The following is a 19652-nucleotide window of genomic DNA, read 5'->3' on the forward strand; positions in this document are numbered from 1 at the left end:
CGCGGTGCGGCTTTCGCGAGCAGGCTCGCTCCCACAGGTACGACGTGATCCCTGTGGGAGCGCGCCTGCCCGCGAAAGCGTCAGCCCGATCAGCGCAAGGCCAACAGCCCTTGCACCAATGGCTCAAGCTCCAGATGATTGACCGCTTTCACCGTTTCAATCATGGGCACCGGCCAGCTCTCAAGACCCAGGCAGGCCCCCAGCATGGCGCCAAGAATCGCGGCGATGGTGTCAGTGTCGCCGCCCAGGCTCGCCGCCATGCACAGCGCATCAAACGCGCTCATCTCGCCGACGGCCACTTGCTGCGCCAGGGCAAACGAGACCACCACCGATTCCTGCGAAGCCACGGACGTGCCGATCACGTCGTAGAGCAGATCCGCCAGCAAAGCCTTGTCGCTATCGACACTGATGGTGCGCGCCCAACTGATGCGCGAGGCGATGCGCCCACCGGCCACCCAGTGCCCATGCCCCTCGGCTTGCTGAGCGATGTGCTGGCCGAGGTTCAACGCCTCGCCCAGGTCCATGCCATTGATGCCGGCGGACACTACCGCTGCCACCGCCGCCGCACTGGAAATCCCCAACGTAGTGTTGTGGGTGACCTGACAGGCCTGTACCACCGCAGCGATAAACCGCTGAGGATCGGCAACATCCACCGCGATCCCTACCGGCGTGATGCGCATGGCCGCGCCGTTGGTAGTGCCGTAGCGTCCGGCCTCTTCCGGCGAATGGCCAGCGAGGATCATTTCGATGGCGCGCTTGGTCGACGGCCCGAGCAAGTCCTGCGAGCCCTTGGCCTGCATCTCGGCTTCCCACTCGATCAAGCGTTGCGCGAGGATCGCCGGTTCGATGCGGCCTTTGCCTTCGACCAGCAACTCACCGACCAGAATGGCTTGTTCAGTGTCGTCGGTGATCGAGCCTTTGGGCATGTTTGCGGCGATCGGTTGCAAGGGACCTGCATCCTGCAGATCAGTGATTGTGCCGAAGCGGGTCTTGATCGTTTCGCGGTTCAGCGATTGGGTCGGCATGCCCAGCGCATCACCGAGGGCCAGGCCATAAAAAGCGCCGAGGGCACGGTTGAGCGTGGTCATTTCGAGTCTCCAAATTGCAGGTGCAGACGGAAATGCACCGGGTCGAGCAGGCTTTCGACCAGCTCCATGAAACGGTTCTGGCGATCGTAGGTGGTACGCAACGCCTTGAGGAAAACGGTGCCGACCGGGCGCCCGAGCAGTTCGGCGTCTTCGGCATTCAACGGTTCGGCGCCGATCCATTGATCGCCGCGTTCGCCGATGTAGCCGTAGGCGGCCAGGGTGATGGTCAGGGAATTGTCGATCAGACCGACACGCGGCAGGCTTTCCAGGCCGCCGGTGGCCGGCATCAAAGAGCGTTCGAGGGAGACCAGCGTACCTTCGTTAGAGCGGCGGCGACGGTCGAGGGTGATGAATTGGTCAGTGCCGAACCGCGAGAGCAGATCGGGCCGGGTCACGGCTACCAGACGCAGCACTTCGGTGTTGATCAGCGCGCCGCTGTCGGCCAGCGCCTGCGCCCAGCCGCTGCGCTGGTCGAGCGCGACACCGTCGAAAGTGACGATGGAGCCGACGCCGCTTTGCGTGGCGATGTAATTGCGCCGTTTCAGTTCGGCCAGCGCTTCGCGCAGCGTGCCTCGGCTGACTTGGAATTCTTGAGCCAACTGATGTTCGCCGGGCAACAGAAAGCCGTCCTCCATGAGGCCGCTTTCGATGCGTCGGACGAGTTCGTCGACCACCCGTTGTTTCTTGTCAAATCGTACCTGTCTAATCATGTACAAATTGATACCCGAAACGGGTGCGGGCGAGCAAGGAATATTTGGGGAGAGTGACGAAAGGCGGGAGAATCAAAAGCCCCTCACCCTAGCCCTCTCCCGGAGGGAGAGGGGACTGAATGCGGGATGCTCAGGAGGTTCGTCGACCTGAAAGTGCTTTGCCGAATCCACAATCCACCCGAAAGTGCTTTTCCGAATCCATAGTCGACGAGAACTTTCAGGTCGACGGATTACGCAAGACACCTCGGTCGGCCCCCTCTCCCTCCGGGAGAGGGCTGGGCGGGCGGCGTTCCGATGAGGGGCTCTTGATTTTTAGCGTTGTTTGAGGCGGTCGATCACCACCGCCAGCAAAAGGATCGAACCACGGATAACGTATTGGTAGAAGGTATCAATGTTCTTCAGATTCATCGCATTCTCGATAATCGCCAAAATCAACACCCCGGCAATCACATGCCGGATCATGCCGATCCCGCCGCTCAGCGACACCCCGCCCAACACGCACGCCGAGATCACCGTCAGCTCGAAACCCTGACCAATCATCGGTTGCCCCGAAGTCATCCGCGACGCCAGAATCACCCCGGCCAACGCACCGATCACACCGTGCACGGCAAAGATAATGATCTTGGTCCGGTCAACGTTCACACCCGCGAGCAACGCCGCTTCCTGGTTGCCACCGATGGCCATGGTGTTGCGCCCGTAGGTGGTGTAATTCAACAGCCAACCAAAAAACAGGAAGCAAACAATGGTGATCAGAATCGGCACCGGCACGCCAAACAACTGGCCATTGCCGAACACGAAGAACGATTCCTGCGACACGCCCACTGCTTTGCCGTTGGCAAAAATGTAAGCCAGACCACGAACGATCTGCATGGTCGCCAGCGTTGTAATCAAGGCATTGACGCGCAACTTGGCAATCACGATGCCGTTGATCAACCCGACAATCAGGCCCATCACCAGCGCCGCGCTGACACCGAGAAACACGCTATTGGTGTCGCGCATCACCACCGCCGCAACCACCCCGGCGCAGGCAATCACCGAGCCCACCGACAAGTCGAAATGCCCCGACGCCAGGCAGTACAACATCGTGCAGGCGGCAATCCCGGTGGTGGAAATCGCCAGGCCCAGGCCACGCATGTTCAGCGGCGAAAGGAAGTTGTCGATCAGCAGCGTGCAGGCAATGAAAATGCCGATCGCCGCCAGCAGCATGACCCAGTCATCGAGGAAGCGGCGCATGTCCAAAGGTTTGCGCGCGGTCGGCAGGGTTTCGTTTTGGGTTGTCATCATAGTCACCTCTCAGTTCGCCACGCCGTCAGCGCGGTGGCGCGGCAAAGCCAGTTGCAGCAGGTTGGATTCATTGGCCTGATCGCGGCCGATTTCGCCGCGCAGGGCGCCTTCGCAGAGCACCAGAATGCGGTCGGAAATGCCCATCACTTCCATCAGATCGCTGGACACCACGATCACCGAAATGCCGTCGGCGGCGAGGTTATGGATGATCTGGTAAATCTCCGCTTTGGCACCGATATCGATGCCGCGCGTCGGTTCGTCGAGCAGCAGAACCTTCATCGGCATCGACAGCCAGCGACCGAGAATGGCCTTCTGCTGATTGCCGCCGGAGAGGAATTTGATCTGCTGGCCGGCGTGCGGGGTTTTCACTTTCAGCGCTTTGATCTGTTTGTCGGCGTTGCCCTTTTCCCACAGACCGCGAATCAGGCAACCGAGGCCCGAATGGGCGCCGCGTGCACTGATGTTGATGTTTTCGGCGACGCTGGCCAGCGGGATGATGCCTTCCTTCTTGCGATCCTCCGGGCAGAGCAAAATGCCCGCAGCAATCGCGTCGCGCGGTGAGCGCAGTTTCAGTTCGTGACCGCGCAATTCGAGGTGTCCGGCGGTGTTGCGCTCCAGTCCACTGAGCAGGCGAAACAGCTCGGTGCGCCCTGCCCCGACCAGTCCGAACAGGCCAAGGATTTCACCTTTGTGCGCTTCGAAACTGATCGGCTCGCGCAGACCCGGGCCGAGCAAACCATCAACCTTCAGCGCGACGGCACCGCGTGGTCGATGGCGATAATCGTAGATGTCCTGAATGTCGCGACCGACCATGCAGGTCACCAGTTGATCGTGGGTCAACTGGCTCATGTCGTCGAAGGTGCGCACGTAGCGACCGTCCTTGAACACCGTCACGGCGTCACAGATGCGGAACACTTCTTCCATGCGGTGGGAAACGTAGAGCACGACTTTGCCCTCGTCACGCAGGCGTCCGATGATCGCCATCAAGCGGTCGATCTCACGGGCCGAAAGGCTGCTGGTCGGCTCGTCGAAAGCGATGACGTGGGCGCCGCGCGACAACGCTTTGGCGATTTCCACCAGTTGTCGCTGACCGAGGGACAAGCGCCCGACCTTGGTTTGCGGATCGATTTCGTCGGCCAGGCCTTTGAGGCAGTTCAACGCTTGCTGACGCAGGACACCGCGATTGATCAAACCGAAACTGGCCGGTAAATGGCCGAGGAACAGGTTTTCGGCGACGGTCATTTCCGGCACCAGATGCAGCTCCTGGTGAATCACCGCGACGCCGCTGCCGATGCTGTCAGCGGTCGACTTGAACGCCATGGTCTGCTCGCCGATCTGCAACTCGCCGCTGCTCGGGATGTAAGCACCGCCGAGGATTTTCAGCAGGGTCGATTTGCCGGCGCCGTTCTCGCCCATCAAGGCGTGAACCTGACCGGGATGGGCGACAAAGCTGATAGCGTCCAGCGCTTTCACCCCGGGAAAGGTTTTGCCGATCCCGTTGAAGCGCAGGCTGCCGCTGGCGCCGTGTTGTTCTTGTGTTTGTACTTGCGCGTGCATAAAGCCACCTCTTCACACCGAAAAACGGCCCGGCTGCCCGGGCCGCCACTGCGTCAGTTCCACAGGCCGATTTTTTCCAGCTCTTGCTTGAAGTTCTCGCGGGTGATCAGGGTGACGTCGTCCATTGCGGTGTACTTCGGCGGTTCTTTGCCGGTGGTGACCCACTCGTACATCATCTCTGCGGTTTTGTAGCCTTCGATGTGCGGGCTTGGCAGCATCGAGCCGAAGAAGCCGCTGTTCGGCTTTTTCAGTTCGCCGATGGCGTCGGTGCCGTTGATGCCGATGCCGATCACGTTGGCCGCGGCAAAACCGGCGGCTTCAGTGGCGCGTACGCCGCCGAGCACAGTGTTGTCGTTCATGCCGCCGATGATCAGGTTTTTCGCCGCGCTCGGCAGTTTCACCAGCGCCGAGTTGGTGGCGTCCATGCTGCCCGGTACGTCGAGGGTTTTCAGTGCGGCAAACAGAATGTGATCCTTCGGCATCCCGGCGTCCTCGAGGGATTTCACCGAACCGTCGGTGCGCTTCTTGCCGGTGTCGAGTTCGTTGTAGGTGTTGACCACCGCGTAAGTGTCTTTCCAGTCCCAGTTACGTTTCTTCGCTTCGGCGACCATGGCGTTGCCCTGTTTCTGGCCGACTTCAAACGCGGCCATGCCGAGGTACGGCACGTCTTCCATGAACTTGCCGTTGGCGTCGACGAAACGGTCATCGACGGCAATCACTTTCAGGTCGTTGAGTTTGGCCTTGGCCATGATTGCCGGGCCGAGCGAGACGTCCGGCGGGCAAATCACGAAGCCCTTGGCACCGTTGGCAGCAAGACTGTCGATCGCCGAGAGGGTTTTCTCACCGTCCGGCACGGCAATCTTGATCAGTTCAAAGCCCTTGTCCTTGGCGGCTTTCTCGGCGAAAGCCCATTCGGTCTGGAACCACGGTTCTTCCGCCTGCTTGACCAGAAAACCGATTTTCACGGTGTCGGCAGCGAGCAGCGCACTGCTCAGGCTGAACGCGGTGACCGCCAGGGCGGTACTGCACAGGGTACGAATCCCGAAACGACGTTTCATAAGCTGACTCCTTGTTATTTTTTTGAGCAATGTTTGAAAAGCGTTAAAGCGTGTTCCTGCAATGCCTGTTGAAAATAGTCATATCGTATGATGATTGGATTTCACACGGATTTCTCCCCGTGAAAGCCACTGTGCTCAGTCGTGGTACATCACCGAGCGACCACCATCGATGGTGATGCACGACGCATTGATGAACGGCGCTTCATCACTGGCCAGAAACACCGCCGTCATCGCCACTTCGAGCGGCTGACCGATGCGTTTCGGCGGGTGCAGATCGAAAGCGCGCTGACGCTCGGCGTGCGGGTCGGCGAATCCGTTCCAGTAGTCGACGTTCAACTGCGTCTCGATATAGCCCGGGGCGATAGCGTTGACGCGGATGCCCTTCGCGGCGTACTCGATGCCAAGCGCGCGGGTCAGGCCGAGCAAACCGTGTTTGGCCACCGGGTACGGAAAGCAGCCGGGAATGATGTGGCTGGAATGGGTCGAGGCGATATTGATGATGCTGCCGACGCCCTGCTCGATCATCTGCGGCAACACCGCTTTGCAGCCGAACCAGGCGCCGTCCAGATCAATGGCGAAGCAGCGACGCCAGTCTTCTTCGGTCATGGCCAGCGGATCACGGAACACGTTGACCCCGGCGCAATTGACCAGCACATCGATGCGCCCGTGCAGCTCAACGGCGCGTTTGGCCATGGCATGCAGGTCGGGCTGATGCGAGACATCCGCCTTCAGCGCTTGCACGTCGAAACCTTGCTCACGCCAGTGCACGGCAACCGTTTCGACTTTTTCCGCCTGAATATCACTGATCACCAGTTTCGCTTGCTGCGAGGCGAACGCCGCAACAATGGCTTCGCCGATGCCTTGCGCGGCCCCGGTCAGCAGCACGACCTTGTTTTTCAGACGCTCGCCCTTCGGCGGTGCGGGCACCGGCGGCAGGGAAAGAGGTTCAGCCATGGATCAGGACTCCTGTTTCGCAAGCACAAAAAAACCGGGCATCTGCCGATGTCCGGTCTGGAAGGCGATTGGAACGAAACAGGCAAGCGCACGCGACAGCTTGGGGCCGTTGCGAGACGCGTACTCCACACGGGAGTGCGATAGACATTCGCTGCATCACTTCACCTGTTTTGTTTTTTTAAGTGTGAGTGCGTGTTACTGCTGGAGCCGACTATAAACCCGACCGCCGAATAATCTCAATATATAATTTTGCATCCCATATTTTGGGATTTAGCTAGCAAACCGCGTACAGAGTTTTCCTGCGACATCTACGCGCATCGACAGCACCGCGCCATCCAGTGGATGGTTGTGCGGACTCTTGGCGCTGGTGATGTACAGGGTTTTCAGGTCTTCACCGCCGAACACACAACTGGTTGGGCGGCTGACTGGCAGGTCGATTTTGCGCTCGACTTTGCCTTCAGGCGTTAATCGCAGCAGGCAACTGCCGTCCCAACGGGCATTCCAGATGTAGCCTTCTGCGTCCATTGCCGAACCGTCCGGGCCACCCTGCTGATCGGGGCCGTACCAGACTTGTGCAACATCGAGATTGCCGTCGGTGTGGATGAAATAGCGATGGAGCGTGCTGTCGAGGCTGTCGCCGAACAGCACTGTGGTGCCATCGTCACTCCACAGCAGCGTATTGGGTATGCCCAGACCACGCAGCAAAGGCGTGACGCGTTTATCCGGATCGATCCGGAACAGGCCACCGGAACGGCGGGTGATCGGCAGATCCTCGCCCTGCTCGCCAATATTGTTTTGCATGGTGCCGAGCCACAGTCGGCCTTGAGCATCGCAACGCGCTTCGTTGGGGCGATTGCCCGGTTGCGGGTCGGCGACGCAGAACAGCGTCAGGCGTGGTTCGAGGCCCGGGGAATCGAGGTCAAGGCGATAGACGCCGCTGCTCAGGGTCACCAGTGCATCGCCGCTGGCGCAGGGGATGAACGCGGAAACGTGTTCGGGCATCTGCCAGATCTGCACGTTCTGGCCGATCAGGCGCAGGGCCTGTTTGCCGGCGATGTCCACCCAGTACAACGCCTGCGTCGGTGCGTCCCAGAACGGGCCTTCACCGAGTCGGGCGCGGTGTTGGGTCAGGGCGGTCCACGGCATATAACGGTCTCCATTGTTCTTGTGATTTTCTGTAGGAGTGAGCCTGCTCGCGATGGCGTAGTGTCAGTTGACTTCAATGCGGCTGATATACCGCTATCGCGAGCAGGCTCACTCCTACAGGGGATCTGGGTGTTAACCAGCTTTTTTGTCGGCCATGACTTTCGGGTAGAGGCGTTTGATCGCCAGGTCCGCATTGTCGATCAGGGTCATGCACGCCCACACGCCCCGCGCGGAATCCCGGGCGGCGATGGCGTCGGCCATGTCCTTGTGGATCGGCAAGGTACGGCGCAGTTCATCCGGATCGGCAGCAGACACTTCGAATGACACCGCGAGCAATGCGCCGAGGGCCGGAACCATTTGTTCAATGAATTGATTGTGGCTGGCCGCGAGGATGCATTCGTGGAAGAACTGGTCGGCGCGGTTGTAATCGGTGCCGCTGTCGACCGCGCGCTCGAGGGCGTTGTAAGCCAGTTGCACCGCTTCGATCTGGTCCAGCGTCGCCCGCTCACACGCCCAGCGCACGGCCATCGGTTCGATGGTACGGCGCAGGTCGAGCAAGTCATCGACGAAATTTTCCGGCAGGCCGTTGCGCGACAGCCAACCGACCACTTGCGGATCGAACAGGTTCCAGCGCCGCACCGGCAGCACGCGGGTGCCGACTTTCGGTCCGACTTCGAGCATGCCTTTGGCAACGAGGGTCTTGATTGCTTCGCGAATGACCGTGCGACTGACGCCGAGCTGTTCACCCAGATCGGCCTCGACCTTGATGGTCTGCCCCGGCTTGACCTGGCCAGCGGCAATCCAGCTGCCAAGCCAGTCAACGGTCGACGAATGAAAGCTGCTGGACATGAACACCTCAAAGCGGGTCGCGATGGGTGAACACGCTAATCATCATATGATTAACAGTCAATCAGGATTTTAAGGTGATTCACAAAACCAATGTGGGAGCGAGCTTGCTCGCGAAAGCGGTGTATCAGTCACCCTAAGTATTGACTGACATACCGCTTTCGCGAGCAAGCTCGCTCCCACAGGGATTTGTGTTTAGGGTTCGAGGCCGATGCGGAAGAACTCGCCGCCGCTCCACACACCAAGCCAGCGCTGGCCATCGATTTCGCGACTGACCGCCAGCTCCACCAGTTGATAGAACACATTGCGGTGGATCAGCGCTTCAAGATTGGTGCGCACATGCACATAGGGCGCTGGCTCTTGGGTCGTGGGATCAATCTCAACCCGGATCGGATGTTCCGGCCCGGCCTCGGTGGTTTCATCAACGTTGGTGGTAAAGCGCAACAGCTGCGCCTCCCCCTCGCCTTCAACCTCAACCGCAATCGCCACAAACGGCGCGTCGTCGACCTTGATCCCGACCTTCTCGACCGGGGTAATCAGGAAATAATCATCGCCGTCGCGGCGCATGATCGTGGAGAACAATTTGACCATCGGCTTGCGCCCGATCGGCGTGCCCAGGTAATACCAGGTGCCGTCGCGGGCGATGCGCATGTCGATGTCGCCGCAGAAGTCCGGGTTCCACAAGTGCACCGGCGGCAAGCCTTTGGTTTTGGGGATCTGTCCCAACAGGTCATTGGCTTTTTGCGGGCCACTCATGGCGTTCTCCTTGAATTATTGGTCGCCGACTCCCAACAGGCTGCGCGCGTACTGGGCCAGCGGCGGGCCGATCAGGTCTTCGGGTTTGTTGTCGTGGAACGTCAGTAAACCGCCACGACTCTTGATGCGTGCAGTATCAATCAAATACTGGGTGCTGGTCTCGATCAACATGATCTGAATCACGCCGCCGTCGATGCCGAGGCGATCCACCGCTTCTTCATCGAGCCACTCATCGGAGTTGCCGATGCGGTCGTCAGCCTTGGCGAAACGCGTGTACAGCAGATAGTGCGCACCGGCGTTACGAGCTTCCCCCATCGCCTGATCGAGGCCTTCCGGCGCGCGAGCACGGCGGACCATCGGGAAGTACTCGACGAAGCCTTTGAAGGCTTCTTCGGCCACCACGTTCGGGCGCGGGTAAGAACCGCCCGGCGGTGCGAACGCGCCTTGGGCGATGTAGATGAACGAGTCCGGCTGAATGCGGAAGTTGTTCACGCGACGGCTGTCGCTATGATCCAGCAAGCCCGCGTCGCTCATCTGGTAGCGAGTGCCTTCGGCCATATCGCTGACAGTCATACAGCCGCCAAGCGCCAAAACGGCCAGCAGCAAAACCAGGCTACGCATCCTATTCCTCCAGAGGCCGGTGACGGAAAACCGGCGAATGGCCGTAGGATGCAGCTTTTGCGCCAGCTCAAGAAATTTGTTGATGGTTAAATCGTATTCGCGAGCAGGCTCGCTCCCACAGGGGGAATAAGTTCCAAGGTGGGAGCGAGCCTGCTCGCGAAAGCGGTTGATCAGCCGCCGATAATTTTCATCACTGTCGCGCCACCTGAGAACGCCACCTCCTGCTTGTCGCCCAACGCCTTGACCAACAGACGCTGCAGCGCCGGCAAGGCCTGATGGCGCGGCTTGTCGAGCAGGTCGCCGACATAGTGGCGGTTGCTCGACGACAGGCAGCCATGCAGCCAACCGGTCGACGACAGGCGCAAGCGCGAGCAAGTTCGGCAGAACGGCACGCTTTCGTTAGCGATCACGCCAAAGTTGCCCAGGCCGGGAATCGCGTAGCGCACGGCAGTGGCATCTACAGGAGCGTCGGTTTGTGCGTACTCATATCGTTCGCCAATCAGTGCCAGCAATTGCTGCAGGCTGACGAACTGTTGCAGGAAGGCATTGGAGTCCTTGGCCAGATGGCCCATGCGCATCAGCTCGATGAAACGCAGTTCATAACCGCGCTCCAGGCAGTAATCGAGCAACGGCATCACCTGGTCGAGGTTCTGCCCGCGCAACGGCACCATGTTGACCTTGATCTTCATCCCCGCGGCTTTCGCCTGATCCATGCCGTTGAGCACGGTGGCCAGATCGCCGCCACGGGCGATGCTGCGGAAAGCACCGGCGTCGAGGGTATCGAGGGACACGTTGATCCGGCGCAAACCGGCATCCACCAGCAGCGGCAGTTTTTTTGCGAGGAGTTGACCGTTGGTGGTGAGGCTGATGTCTTCCAGGCCCATCTTGCCGACAGCGGTCATGAACGATTCGAGTTTGGGGCTGACCAGCGGCTCGCCACCGGTAATTCGCAGCCGCTCGATGCCGGCGGCTTCGATCAGATACGCCACGCCACGCGCCATGGCTTCGGCCGACAGTTCATCCTGCGCAGCCACCAACCGCTTGCCGTTGGGCACGCAGTAGGTACACGCGTAATTGCAGGCTGAAGTCAGACTGATCCGCAAATTGCGAAAACGCCTGCCTTGACGGTCAACGATCATGATCACTCCGGCGATAGAAAATCGAGCCGCTAAAACTTGACTCACAAATCAAGTTTTAGCAAGCCCTATGCCTGAGTATATTCCTGCGTTACTGCGTCATGTAGCGAAATCATGGCGCAATAAGGCGGCTGAATGGCTCAGCTGCTTGGCGTTTCCGGGTCACGCTTGCGTTTGTTGCCCATGCGCACGCCAATGTCCATCAGGAACTGGAAGAAACCTTCCTGATCTTCCAGCACATTGCTCCAGAACGGCGAGTGATACAGCGCCACAGCGCCGTGCACCAGCGCCCAGGAGGCGCAGTAGTGGAAGTATGGCGGCACGTCTTCGAGCTTGCCTTCGCTGATACGGCCCTTGATCAGCAGGGTCAGGCGTTCGAAGTTCGAGGCACGGATCTTGTGCAGCTCCTCGACCATTTCCGGCACCTGATTGCCTTTGACGACCTTCTCCTCGAGACGGTCGAACAGGCGATAACGCTGCGGGTCGCGCATGCGGAATTCGAAGTAGGCGCGGGACAGCGCTTCCTTGTCCTTGTCGACATCGGCCGAATGCAGCAGCTCGTTCAAATCGCGCTCGTAATCGAGCATGAGGCGCAGATAGATCTCGGCCTTGGATTTGAAGTGCTTGTAGATCGTGCCTTTGCCGATACCCACGGCATCAGCAATCATCTCGACGGTGACACTGTCTTCACCTTGGTCGAGGAACAGCTTGAGCGCGGTATCGAGAATTTCTTGCTCGCGGCGACGAAACTCACGGACCTTACGAGGTTCTTTGTGCATAAGAAAAGGTCTGAAGGGTCAAAATTCGAAGCCGCGTATTATGCCTAACTTGCGCAAAAATGCACGGATCATCCGACCATATCTGTGTTTCATGTTCATTTTGAGAACGTTTTGGGCGCAATGAGAACTCAACTGAAGCGAACGTATTCCAAATTTGTTTAAAAACCCCGACCGGCTAACTGGACTGCACGCCAGACTGATCAATACTTGAACTGTCGGGCGACATCTCCCCCAAGTGTCGCGCCGATAAAGGTACCAAGGGACCGCGTGCCTTTGTTTTACTCCTAATGGTCTTAACCCGGATTCACCCCCCAGAACCCGGGTTTTTTTTGCCTGCGATTTGGCTAAGGCCTACAGGGCAGATTTAACACTGGCCAGCGGGAACAGACGCTTGAAGTTCTCGGTTGTCTGCTCGGCGAAACGCTCGTAGTTTTCCCCACGCAGCATCGCCAGAAACTCCGCCACTTCGCGCACGTACTGCGGCAGGTTCGGCTTGCCGCGATAAGGGATCGGTGCCAGATACGGTGAATCGGTTTCCACCAGCAAGCGATCCGCGGGGACCTTGCTCGCGACGTCGCGCAACGCATCAGCATTGCGGAACGTGACAATACCCGACAGGGAAATGTAATAACCCATGTCCAGTGCAGCCTTGGCCATGTCCCAGTCTTCGGTGAAGCAATGCAGCACACCGGCTTGAGGCAACGCCGCTTCGCGCAGCAATTCAAGGGTATCGGCACGCGCGCCACGGGTGTGGATGATCACCGGTTTGCCGGTCTGCTGCGCCGCTTGCAGGTGCAGACGAAATGACTCCTGCTGCAGTTCGGCAGCTTCCGGCTCATAGTGATAATCGAGGCCGGTCTCACCGATCGCCACGACTTTCGGGTGATTGAGTTCGTGCAACAGCCAGTCCAGCGCTGGCGCCGCGCCGGGTTGCACATCGAGCGGATGCACGCCGACCGAACAATCGACATCGTCATAACGCTCAGCCAGGGCTTTGACGTCGGCAGCGTTATCGGCACTCACGCCGATGCACAAGAAGTGCCCTACTCCGCGCTCACGGGCCGCATCCAGTGCAGCATCCAGCGAGCCGTCATGGGCGGCGAGGTCGAGGCGATCAAGGTGACAATGGGAATCTACAAGCATAAAAAGACGGCTACTTACATCGTATGAGTGGGACGGTCGGACTTAAGCGCTCCGGCCAGATGGGTTTCGATGCGACTGCGCGCCGTGTTGTCGCCATCGTTGAACTGTACGCCGACACCGGCAGCGCGATTGCCTTGCGCCCCTTTGGGGGTGATCCACGCGACCTTGCCGGCCACCGGGATCTTCTCGGCCTCGTCCATCAGGTTGAGCAGCATGAACACCTCATCGCCCAACCGGTAACTCTTGTTGGTCGGGATGAACAAGCCACCGTTCTTGATAAACGGCATATAAGCGGCGTAGAGCACCGACTTGTCCTTGATGTTCAGGGACAAAATGCCGTTGCGCGGCCCGGGGCTGACGGATTCATTCATGTTGACCTCCACTGCTGATGTTCAGAGTCTAGGTACACATTCTTATCTTTGACCAGGCAATCCCGCCCATTGCACCAACAACGCTTCCAGCAGCAAGGCCGGATTGAGGTTGGCTTTGCTCATGACCTTCTGCCGCTGAGCGAGAATCCAGTCCTGAATCTCGAGGACTTTGCCTTGCGCACTTTTCTGCGCCAGGTATTGCACGACTTTGCGCATGTCGGTCAGACCGAGCCCTGCTTCATCCTGAGTCAATTGATAACGCAGGATCAGGCTCGACCAATCGCAGAACCAGTCAAACAGACGCAGCATCGGAATGCTTTTCCACTCCTCAGCCAGTTGCGTCGGCGATTGCTGCTGCTTGAGCAACTTCTTCACGCCTTCGACCACTTGCGCACGCTGCTCGCGCACGCCCTGAGACTGCAGACTGACCGCCATCAACGGTGAGCCGGCGGCCAGCGTCAGCAGTTCGACACGTTCGTCTTCGGAGCAGTCCGGCAGCGCCTGAGCCAGCCATTGCAGGCTCATCGCCTCGCCCGGCAGCGGACAGGCCTGCTGCACGCAACGGCTCTTGATCGTTGGCAGCAAGCGGCTGGTCTGGTGGCTGACCAACAGCAGAACGGTATCGCCGGAAGGCTCTTCAAGGCTCTTGAGCAAGGCGTTGGCGGCATTGATGTTCATCGACTCGACCGGCTCGATCAGCACCACTTTGCGCCCGCCCAGTTGCGCGGTCTGCACCACGAAGCTGACCAGATCGCGGACCTGATCGACCTTGATCGCCTTATCGGCTTCTTCGGGTTCGAGAATGTAATTATCGGGGTGACTGCCGGCCTTGAGCAGCAGGCAGGATTTGCACTCGCCGCAGGCTTCCGGCGTCGGCCGCTGGCACAACAGGCTGGCCATCAAGCGTTCGGCCAGCGCACGTTTGCCGATGCCGGCCGGGCCATGCAGCAGATAGGCGTGGGCGTGCTGTTTACGCCCGGCCAGTTGCTGCCAGAGGCTGTCCTGCCATGGATAGGCCTCAGCCACGGGCCAGCTCCAGCAAATTCGGAATCAGGGTATCCAGCGATTGTTGAACCTTGGCCAGTGGCTGACCGGCATCGATGCGCACATAGCGCGCGGGATCGGCTTCGGCGCGCTTCAGAAACGCATTGCGTACAGCCTCGAAAAACGCCCGGCCTTCCAGTTCGAAACGATCCAGACGGCCACGGGCACTGGCGCGGGCCAGGCCGATTTCTACCGGCAGATCGAAAATCAGCGTCAGATCCGGACGCAGGTCGCCCTGCACGAAAGTTTCCAGCGTGGCGATGCGCTCCAGCGACAAACCGCGACCGCCGCCCTGATAGGCGTAAGTGGAATCGGTGAACCGATCGCACAGCACCACTGCACCTCGAGCCAACGCCGGTCGGATCACTTCAGCCAGGTGCTGAGCGCGCGCGGCAAATACCAGCAACAACTCGGCGTCCGGGTTCATGACCTCGTCGGCCGGCGCCAGCAGCACGTCGCGAATCCGCTCGGCCAATGGCGTGCCACCCGGCTCGCGGGTCAGCACCACTTCGATACCGGCGGCGCGCAGGCGCTCGGCAAGGTATTCGCGGTTAGTGCTTTTGCCGGCGCCTTCCGGGCCTTCCAGGGTAATAAACAAGCCAGTCACAGGCAGTCCTTAATCAAAGTCATTGCGTGTTTTGTGGGGCGGCGGCTTCCGGAGCCGGCGCAGGCTCCTGAGGCGTAACTTGCGGCAACGCTTCCGGGGCGGTATCCGGGGAGGCGGCAGGAATCGCCTCCTCGGCAGCCGGAACGGCTTCAGGGGTTATCGCCGGCGCCGGGCTGGAACGGTAATCGGCACGGCGCTTGAGCTGGTACTCACGCACCGCGTTATTGTGCGCATCCAGATCGTCGGAGAAGACATGGCTGCCATCACCACGTGCAACGAAGTACAGGCTGGTGCCGTCCACAGGATTCAATGCCGCGTGAATCGCTTCACGCCCGACCATCGCAATCGGTGTCGGTGGCAAGCCGGGAATTACGTAGGTGTTGTAAGGCGTCGGCTCTTTCAGATGCGCCCGAGTCAGCTTGCCGGTGTAGCGATCGCCCAGACCATAGATGACGGTCGGGTCGGTTTGCAGCTGCATGCCCAGCGCCATTCGACGTACGAAGACGCCGGCAATCTGCCCCCGTTCCTGCGGCACACCGGTTTCCTTCTCGACCAGCGACGCCATGATCAGTGCTTGATAGGGTTCGCTGTACGGTACATCGGCAGAACGACTTTCCCACTCTTTCGCCAGCACTTCGTCGAGGCGATCAAACGCTTTCTTCAGCAACTCGGCATCGGACATGCCGCGCACAAAGCGGTAAGTGTCTGGGAAGAAACGACCCTCCGGGAACAACCCTTTATGACCAATCTTCGCCATGACGTCGCTGTCGCTCAAACCGTTGAGGGTCTGCTCGACCTTGTCGTCTTTGGCCAACGCCGCGCGCACTTGATGGAAATTCCAGCCCTCGACCAGCGTCAGGCTGTACTGGACCACTTCACCGCGCTTCCACAAGTCGATCAGACCGTTGACGGTCATGCCCGGCTGCATACGGTATTCGCCGCTATGGATCGGTGTACCGGCGAGATTGAAGCGCCAATAGACTCGCAACCAGAATGCGTCCTTGATGACGCCATCGGTTTCGAGGGAAAGGAACGTACGGGTCGGAGTGGAGCCTTTCGGCACATCCAGCAGTTCTTCCTGCGTGATGTTCAGAGGCTGTTCCAGCGCGGAGTGAATCTTCCAGGCGCTGGCGCCCATCAACAGCCCTGCCAGAACCAGTCCGGTTTCCAGCAGCAGCAAAAGTTTACGTCTCACAAATCAGGCATCCAGTAGGGCGCGGGCAATGGTTTGCAGTTTACGGGTGAGCGGGCCAACCGGCCAGCTCAGTGCAGCGTAGGCGCGTACCGGCCAGACGCCATACACGCTGTTGCAGACAAACACTTCATCGGCCCATTGCAGCTGTTCGAGGCTGATGTCGGCGATCTGCGTGGGAATGGCCAGTGACTCGGCCTGAAACAATATTTCTGCGCGCATCACACCGGCAACGCCGCAGCGTTTCAAATCCGGCGTGATCAATACACCGTCGCGCACCAGAAACACATTACTGAACACCCCTTCGATCACTCGACCGGTTTGATCAAGCATCAAGCCTTCGGCGTGCTCGCTGTCCTGCCATTCGGCACGGGCGATGACTTGTTCCAGTCGATTGAGGTGTTTGAGTCCAGCCAGCAAAGGCTGTCTGGAGAGTCGCGTGTTGCACGGAAACAGGCGAATGCCTTGTTCAGCATGCACGGCGGGATAAGCGGCCGGAGGATTGCCTTGCAGAATACGTCGGCCAGGCGCCGCCGGATCAGGTGCATAACCGCGCAGACCGTCGCCACGGGTGAGGATCAGCTTGAGTACACCCTCGCCCATCGCTGCCGCATAACTCAGCAGCTCGTGGCGAACCCGTTCGATATCGGCGGCGATGGCCAGGCGCGAACAGCCATCGGCCAGACGCGTCAGGTGCCGATCCAGCAGGATCGGCTGTCCATCACGCACGGCGATGGTCTCGAACAGACCGTCGCCGTAAGCCAGGCCGCGATCTTTCAGCGACAGAGCGTCAGCCGGTTGACCGTCGACCCAGCTGTCCATCAGCCTGCGAACCGACGGAACGCCAAGGTGCCGTTGGTGCCGCCAAAACCGAAGGAGTTGGACAGCACGACATCGATGTCCATGTTGCGCGCAGTGTGCGGCACGAAATCGAGATCGCAGCCTTCATCCGGCTCATCGAGGTTGATGGTCGGCGGTGCCACTTGGCTGTTGATCGCAAGAACGCTGAAGATCGCTTCAACCGCGCCCGCCGCACCTAACAGGTGACCGGTCATCGATTTGGTCGAGCTCACTGCCAGTTTGTAGGCGTGATCACCGAACACGGTCTTGATCGCATTGGCTTCGGCGAGGTCGCCGGCCGAAGTCGAAGTACCGTGAGCGTTGATGTATTGCACTTGATCGGCGTTGATCTTCGCATCGCGCAGCGCGTTGGTGATGCAGCGTGCTGCACCGGCGCCGTCGGCAGGTGGCGAGGTCATGTGGAACGCGTCGCCACTGGTGCCAAAGCCGATGAGTTCGGCATAGATGGTCGCGCCGCGCGCCTTGGCGTGTTCCAGCTCTTCGAGAACCAGTGCACCGGCACCGTCGGACAGGACGAAGCCATCACGGCCCTTGTCCCATGGACGGCTGGCGCGGGTCGGTTCGTCATTGCGGGTCGACAGCGCACGGGACGCGCCGAAGCCACCCATGCCCAGACCGCATGCGGCCATTTCGGCACCGCCGGCAATCATCACGTCGGCTTCGTCGTACATGATGTTGCGCGCCGCCATGCCGATGCAGTGCGTACCGGTGGTACATGCAGTGGCGATGGCGTAGTTAGGTCCCTGTGCCCCGAGGTGGATGGACAGGAAACCGGAAATCATATTGATGATCGAGCCAGGTACGAAGAATGGCGAGATTCGACGCGGGCCCGTCTCATGCAGGGTACGGCTGGTTTCTTCGATGTTGGTCAGACCGCCGATCCCCGACCCCATGGCCACGCCAATGCGTTCACGGTTGGCGTCGGTGACTTCCAGACCAGCGTTGCGTACAGCCTGAAAGCCGGCAGCGAGACCGTACTGAATGAACAGGTCGAGCTTGCGCGCTTCCTTGACCGACAGGTATTCCTCGACATTGAAGCCCTTTACCGAGCCGCCAAAGCGGGTGGAATAGGCAGAAAGGTCGGTGTGTTCGATCAGACCAATGCCACTGCGGCCAGCCAGAATGCCCTGCCAACTGCTCGGCACATCCGTGCCCAGTGGCGACAACATACCCATACCGGTGACTACGACGCGTCTACGCGACACAGCACTCTCCTTTTTCAAATGACGATTTTGCATCAGGCCTAAAGAAAAAACCGCACGCCATGATGGCAGTGCGGTTTTTCCATGACAGCAAACAACGATTACAAACTATTACGCCTGGTGGCTAGTAACGTAGTCGATTGCAGCTTGTACAGTAGTGATCTTTTCAGCTTCTTCGTCAGGGATTTCGGTCTCGAATTCCTCTTCCAGAGCCATCACCAGCTCAACGGTGTCAAGGGAGTCGGCACCCAGGTCTTCTACGAAGGAAGCGGTGTTGACCACTTCTTCTTCTTTAACACCCAGTTGCTCGGCAACGATTTTCTTGACGCGCTCTTCGATGGTGCTCATACCTTGTTTTCACTCCTAATGGACAAATTCAGGCAGCTGGCCAGTGGGTAAGTGTATAGAAAGACTTTTCAGTTTTTCAACTGAAAGCTTCACTCCTCAAACCCTGCAGCCCTCTGCCTATAAATAGATTGCAGCTTTATAACGGATTTTAGACAGCTCGTATGACATTTTTTTGAAGCAATCCGTCACATTTTACTTACATGTACATCCCACCGTTCACCGGGATTGTAGCCCCAGTGACGTATGCCGCACCGTCGGATGCAAGAAAAGCGACCACAGACGCGATCTCTTGAGCTTGTCCCAGACGACCCAGCGGAATCTGCGTCTGCAAGGCTTCACGCTGTGCTTCAGGCAGCTCGCGCGTCATATCGGTGTCGATAAACCCTGGGGTTACCGAGTTGACCGTAATCGAACGCGAACCGACTTCACGCGCCATTGCACGGCTGAAACCTTCCAGACCGGCCTTGGCGGCTGCATAGTTTACTTGGCCTGCGTTGCCCATGGCACCCACCACCGAGCCAATACTGATAATTCGGCCCCAGCGCGCCTTGGTCATACCGCGCAGAACGCCCTTGGACAGGCGATACAGACTGTTCAGGTTGGTATCGATTACGTCGTACCACTCGTCGTCTTTCATGCGCATCATCAGGTTATCGCGGGTGATGCCGGCATTATTGACCAGGATTGCTACCGGCGCACCGAACTGCTCCTGAATGCTCGCCAGCACTGCGCTGACCGATTCATCGCTGGTGACATTGAGTTCGAAGCCGGCGCCCTGAATACCGTTTTCCTTCAGGGTTGCAGCGATACGATCGGCGCCCGAAGCGGAAGTCGCGGTGCCAATGACGATGGCGCCCTGACGGCCCAGTTCCAGTGCGATAGCCTGGCCGATACCGCGGCTTGCACCGGTGACCAGTGCAACTTTACCTTGCAGACTCATGCAAGTTTC

Annotated in this window: 21 protein-coding genes; all 21 read right to left on the reverse strand. The window is 59.3% G+C overall.

Annotated elements, in window-relative coordinates; all coding sequences use genetic code 11:
• Positions 1 to 89 precede the first annotated feature (89 nt).
• A complete protein-coding gene (locus tag H8F23_RS08890) occupies positions 90 to 1088 on the reverse strand; it encodes an ADP-ribosylglycohydrolase family protein (RefSeq protein ID WP_194934072.1) in 999 nt (332 codons plus the stop codon).
• Complete coding sequence (locus tag H8F23_RS08895) at positions 1085 to 1798, reverse strand: GntR family transcriptional regulator (RefSeq protein WP_194934073.1); 714 nt, start codon at positions 1796 to 1798, stop codon at positions 1085 to 1087. Before H8F23_RS08895 ends, H8F23_RS08890 begins: the two co-directional genes overlap by 4 nt.
• Positions 1799 to 2110: 312 nt before the next feature.
• The gene (gene araH, locus H8F23_RS08900) at positions 2111 to 3079 is read right to left on the reverse strand and encodes an L-arabinose ABC transporter permease AraH (protein WP_034155398.1); all 969 of its coding nucleotides are present in this window, start codon (positions 3077 to 3079) and stop codon (positions 2111 to 2113) included.
• Positions 3080 to 3091: 12 nt separating this feature from the next.
• On the reverse strand, positions 3092 to 4639 hold the full coding sequence (araG, locus tag H8F23_RS08905; protein ID WP_194934074.1) for an L-arabinose ABC transporter ATP-binding protein AraG: 1548 nt from the start codon (positions 4637 to 4639) through the stop codon (positions 3092 to 3094).
• 53 nt (positions 4640 to 4692) lie between these two features.
• On the reverse strand, positions 4693 to 5697 hold the full coding sequence (locus H8F23_RS08910) for a substrate-binding domain-containing protein (RefSeq protein WP_064120360.1): 1005 nt from the start codon (positions 5695 to 5697) through the stop codon (positions 4693 to 4695).
• Positions 5698 to 5832: 135 nt separating this feature from the next.
• Complete coding sequence (locus H8F23_RS08915; RefSeq protein WP_194934075.1) at positions 5833 to 6651, reverse strand: SDR family oxidoreductase; 819 nt, start codon at positions 6649 to 6651, stop codon at positions 5833 to 5835.
• Between the two features lie 270 nt (positions 6652 to 6921).
• On the reverse strand, positions 6922 to 7797 hold the full coding sequence (locus H8F23_RS08920; RefSeq protein WP_194934076.1) for an SMP-30/gluconolactonase/LRE family protein: 876 nt from the start codon (positions 7795 to 7797) through the stop codon (positions 6922 to 6924).
• Between the two features lie 132 nt (positions 7798 to 7929).
• Positions 7930 to 8646: a FadR/GntR family transcriptional regulator gene (locus tag H8F23_RS08925; RefSeq protein WP_194934077.1), complete on the reverse strand. Its 717-nt coding sequence runs from the start codon at positions 8644 to 8646 to the stop codon at positions 7930 to 7932.
• 192 nt (positions 8647 to 8838) lie between these two features.
• Positions 8839 to 9399: a DUF1285 domain-containing protein gene (locus H8F23_RS08930; RefSeq protein ID WP_194934078.1), complete on the reverse strand. Its 561-nt coding sequence runs from the start codon at positions 9397 to 9399 to the stop codon at positions 8839 to 8841.
• A 15-nt stretch (positions 9400 to 9414) separates the two neighbouring features.
• Positions 9415 to 10020: a DUF4823 domain-containing protein gene (locus H8F23_RS08935; protein ID WP_194934079.1), complete on the reverse strand. Its 606-nt coding sequence runs from the start codon at positions 10018 to 10020 to the stop codon at positions 9415 to 9417.
• Between the two features lie 170 nt (positions 10021 to 10190).
• Positions 10191 to 11159 carry a GTP 3',8-cyclase MoaA gene (locus H8F23_RS08940; protein ID WP_194934080.1) on the reverse strand — a complete coding sequence of 323 codons (969 nt, stop codon included), beginning with the start codon at positions 11157 to 11159 and terminating at the stop codon, positions 10191 to 10193.
• Between the two features lie 137 nt (positions 11160 to 11296).
• Positions 11297 to 11935, reverse strand: coding sequence for a TetR/AcrR family transcriptional regulator (locus H8F23_RS08945; RefSeq protein ID WP_007908276.1), 639 nt, complete (start codon positions 11933 to 11935; stop codon positions 11297 to 11299).
• Positions 11936 to 12286: 351 nt separating this feature from the next.
• The gene (locus H8F23_RS08950) at positions 12287 to 13078 is read right to left on the reverse strand and encodes a TatD family hydrolase (protein WP_077574069.1); all 792 of its coding nucleotides are present in this window, start codon (positions 13076 to 13078) and stop codon (positions 12287 to 12289) included.
• A 14-nt stretch (positions 13079 to 13092) separates the two neighbouring features.
• Complete coding sequence (locus H8F23_RS08955) at positions 13093 to 13449, reverse strand: PilZ domain-containing protein (protein ID WP_093435417.1); 357 nt, start codon at positions 13447 to 13449, stop codon at positions 13093 to 13095.
• A gap of 42 nt (positions 13450 to 13491) precedes the next feature.
• Complete coding sequence (locus H8F23_RS08960) at positions 13492 to 14475, reverse strand: DNA polymerase III subunit delta' (protein WP_095048608.1); 984 nt, start codon at positions 14473 to 14475, stop codon at positions 13492 to 13494.
• A complete protein-coding gene (gene tmk / locus H8F23_RS08965; protein WP_095048609.1) occupies positions 14468 to 15100 on the reverse strand; it encodes a dTMP kinase in 633 nt (210 codons plus the stop codon). The genes H8F23_RS08960 and tmk overlap by 8 nt, the downstream gene beginning before the upstream one ends.
• 19 nt (positions 15101 to 15119) lie before the next feature.
• Positions 15120 to 16295: an endolytic transglycosylase MltG gene (gene mltG, locus H8F23_RS08970; protein ID WP_194934081.1), complete on the reverse strand. Its 1176-nt coding sequence runs from the start codon at positions 16293 to 16295 to the stop codon at positions 15120 to 15122.
• Between the two features lie 3 nt (positions 16296 to 16298).
• Complete coding sequence (pabC, locus tag H8F23_RS08975; RefSeq protein ID WP_194934082.1) at positions 16299 to 17114, reverse strand: aminodeoxychorismate lyase; 816 nt, start codon at positions 17112 to 17114, stop codon at positions 16299 to 16301.
• Positions 17114 to 18358 (reverse strand): beta-ketoacyl-ACP synthase II, encoded by a 1245-nt coding sequence (fabF, locus tag H8F23_RS08980; RefSeq protein ID WP_093435430.1) that lies wholly within the window; start codon positions 18356 to 18358, stop codon positions 17114 to 17116. Before fabF ends, pabC begins: the two co-directional genes overlap by 1 nt.
• 108 nt (positions 18359 to 18466) lie before the next feature.
• Positions 18467 to 18703, reverse strand: coding sequence for an acyl carrier protein (acpP, locus tag H8F23_RS08985; RefSeq protein ID WP_003175607.1), 237 nt, complete (start codon positions 18701 to 18703; stop codon positions 18467 to 18469).
• A gap of 196 nt (positions 18704 to 18899) precedes the next feature.
• Positions 18900 to 19643, reverse strand: coding sequence for a 3-oxoacyl-ACP reductase FabG (gene fabG, locus H8F23_RS08990; RefSeq protein WP_194934083.1), 744 nt, complete (start codon positions 19641 to 19643; stop codon positions 18900 to 18902).
• Between the last annotated feature and the right edge of the window lie 9 nt (positions 19644 to 19652).

Origin of the sequence: Pseudomonas neuropathica (assembly GCF_015461835.1) — a bacterium.
Taxonomy (GTDB): domain Bacteria; phylum Pseudomonadota; class Gammaproteobacteria; order Pseudomonadales; family Pseudomonadaceae; genus Aquipseudomonas; species Aquipseudomonas neuropathica.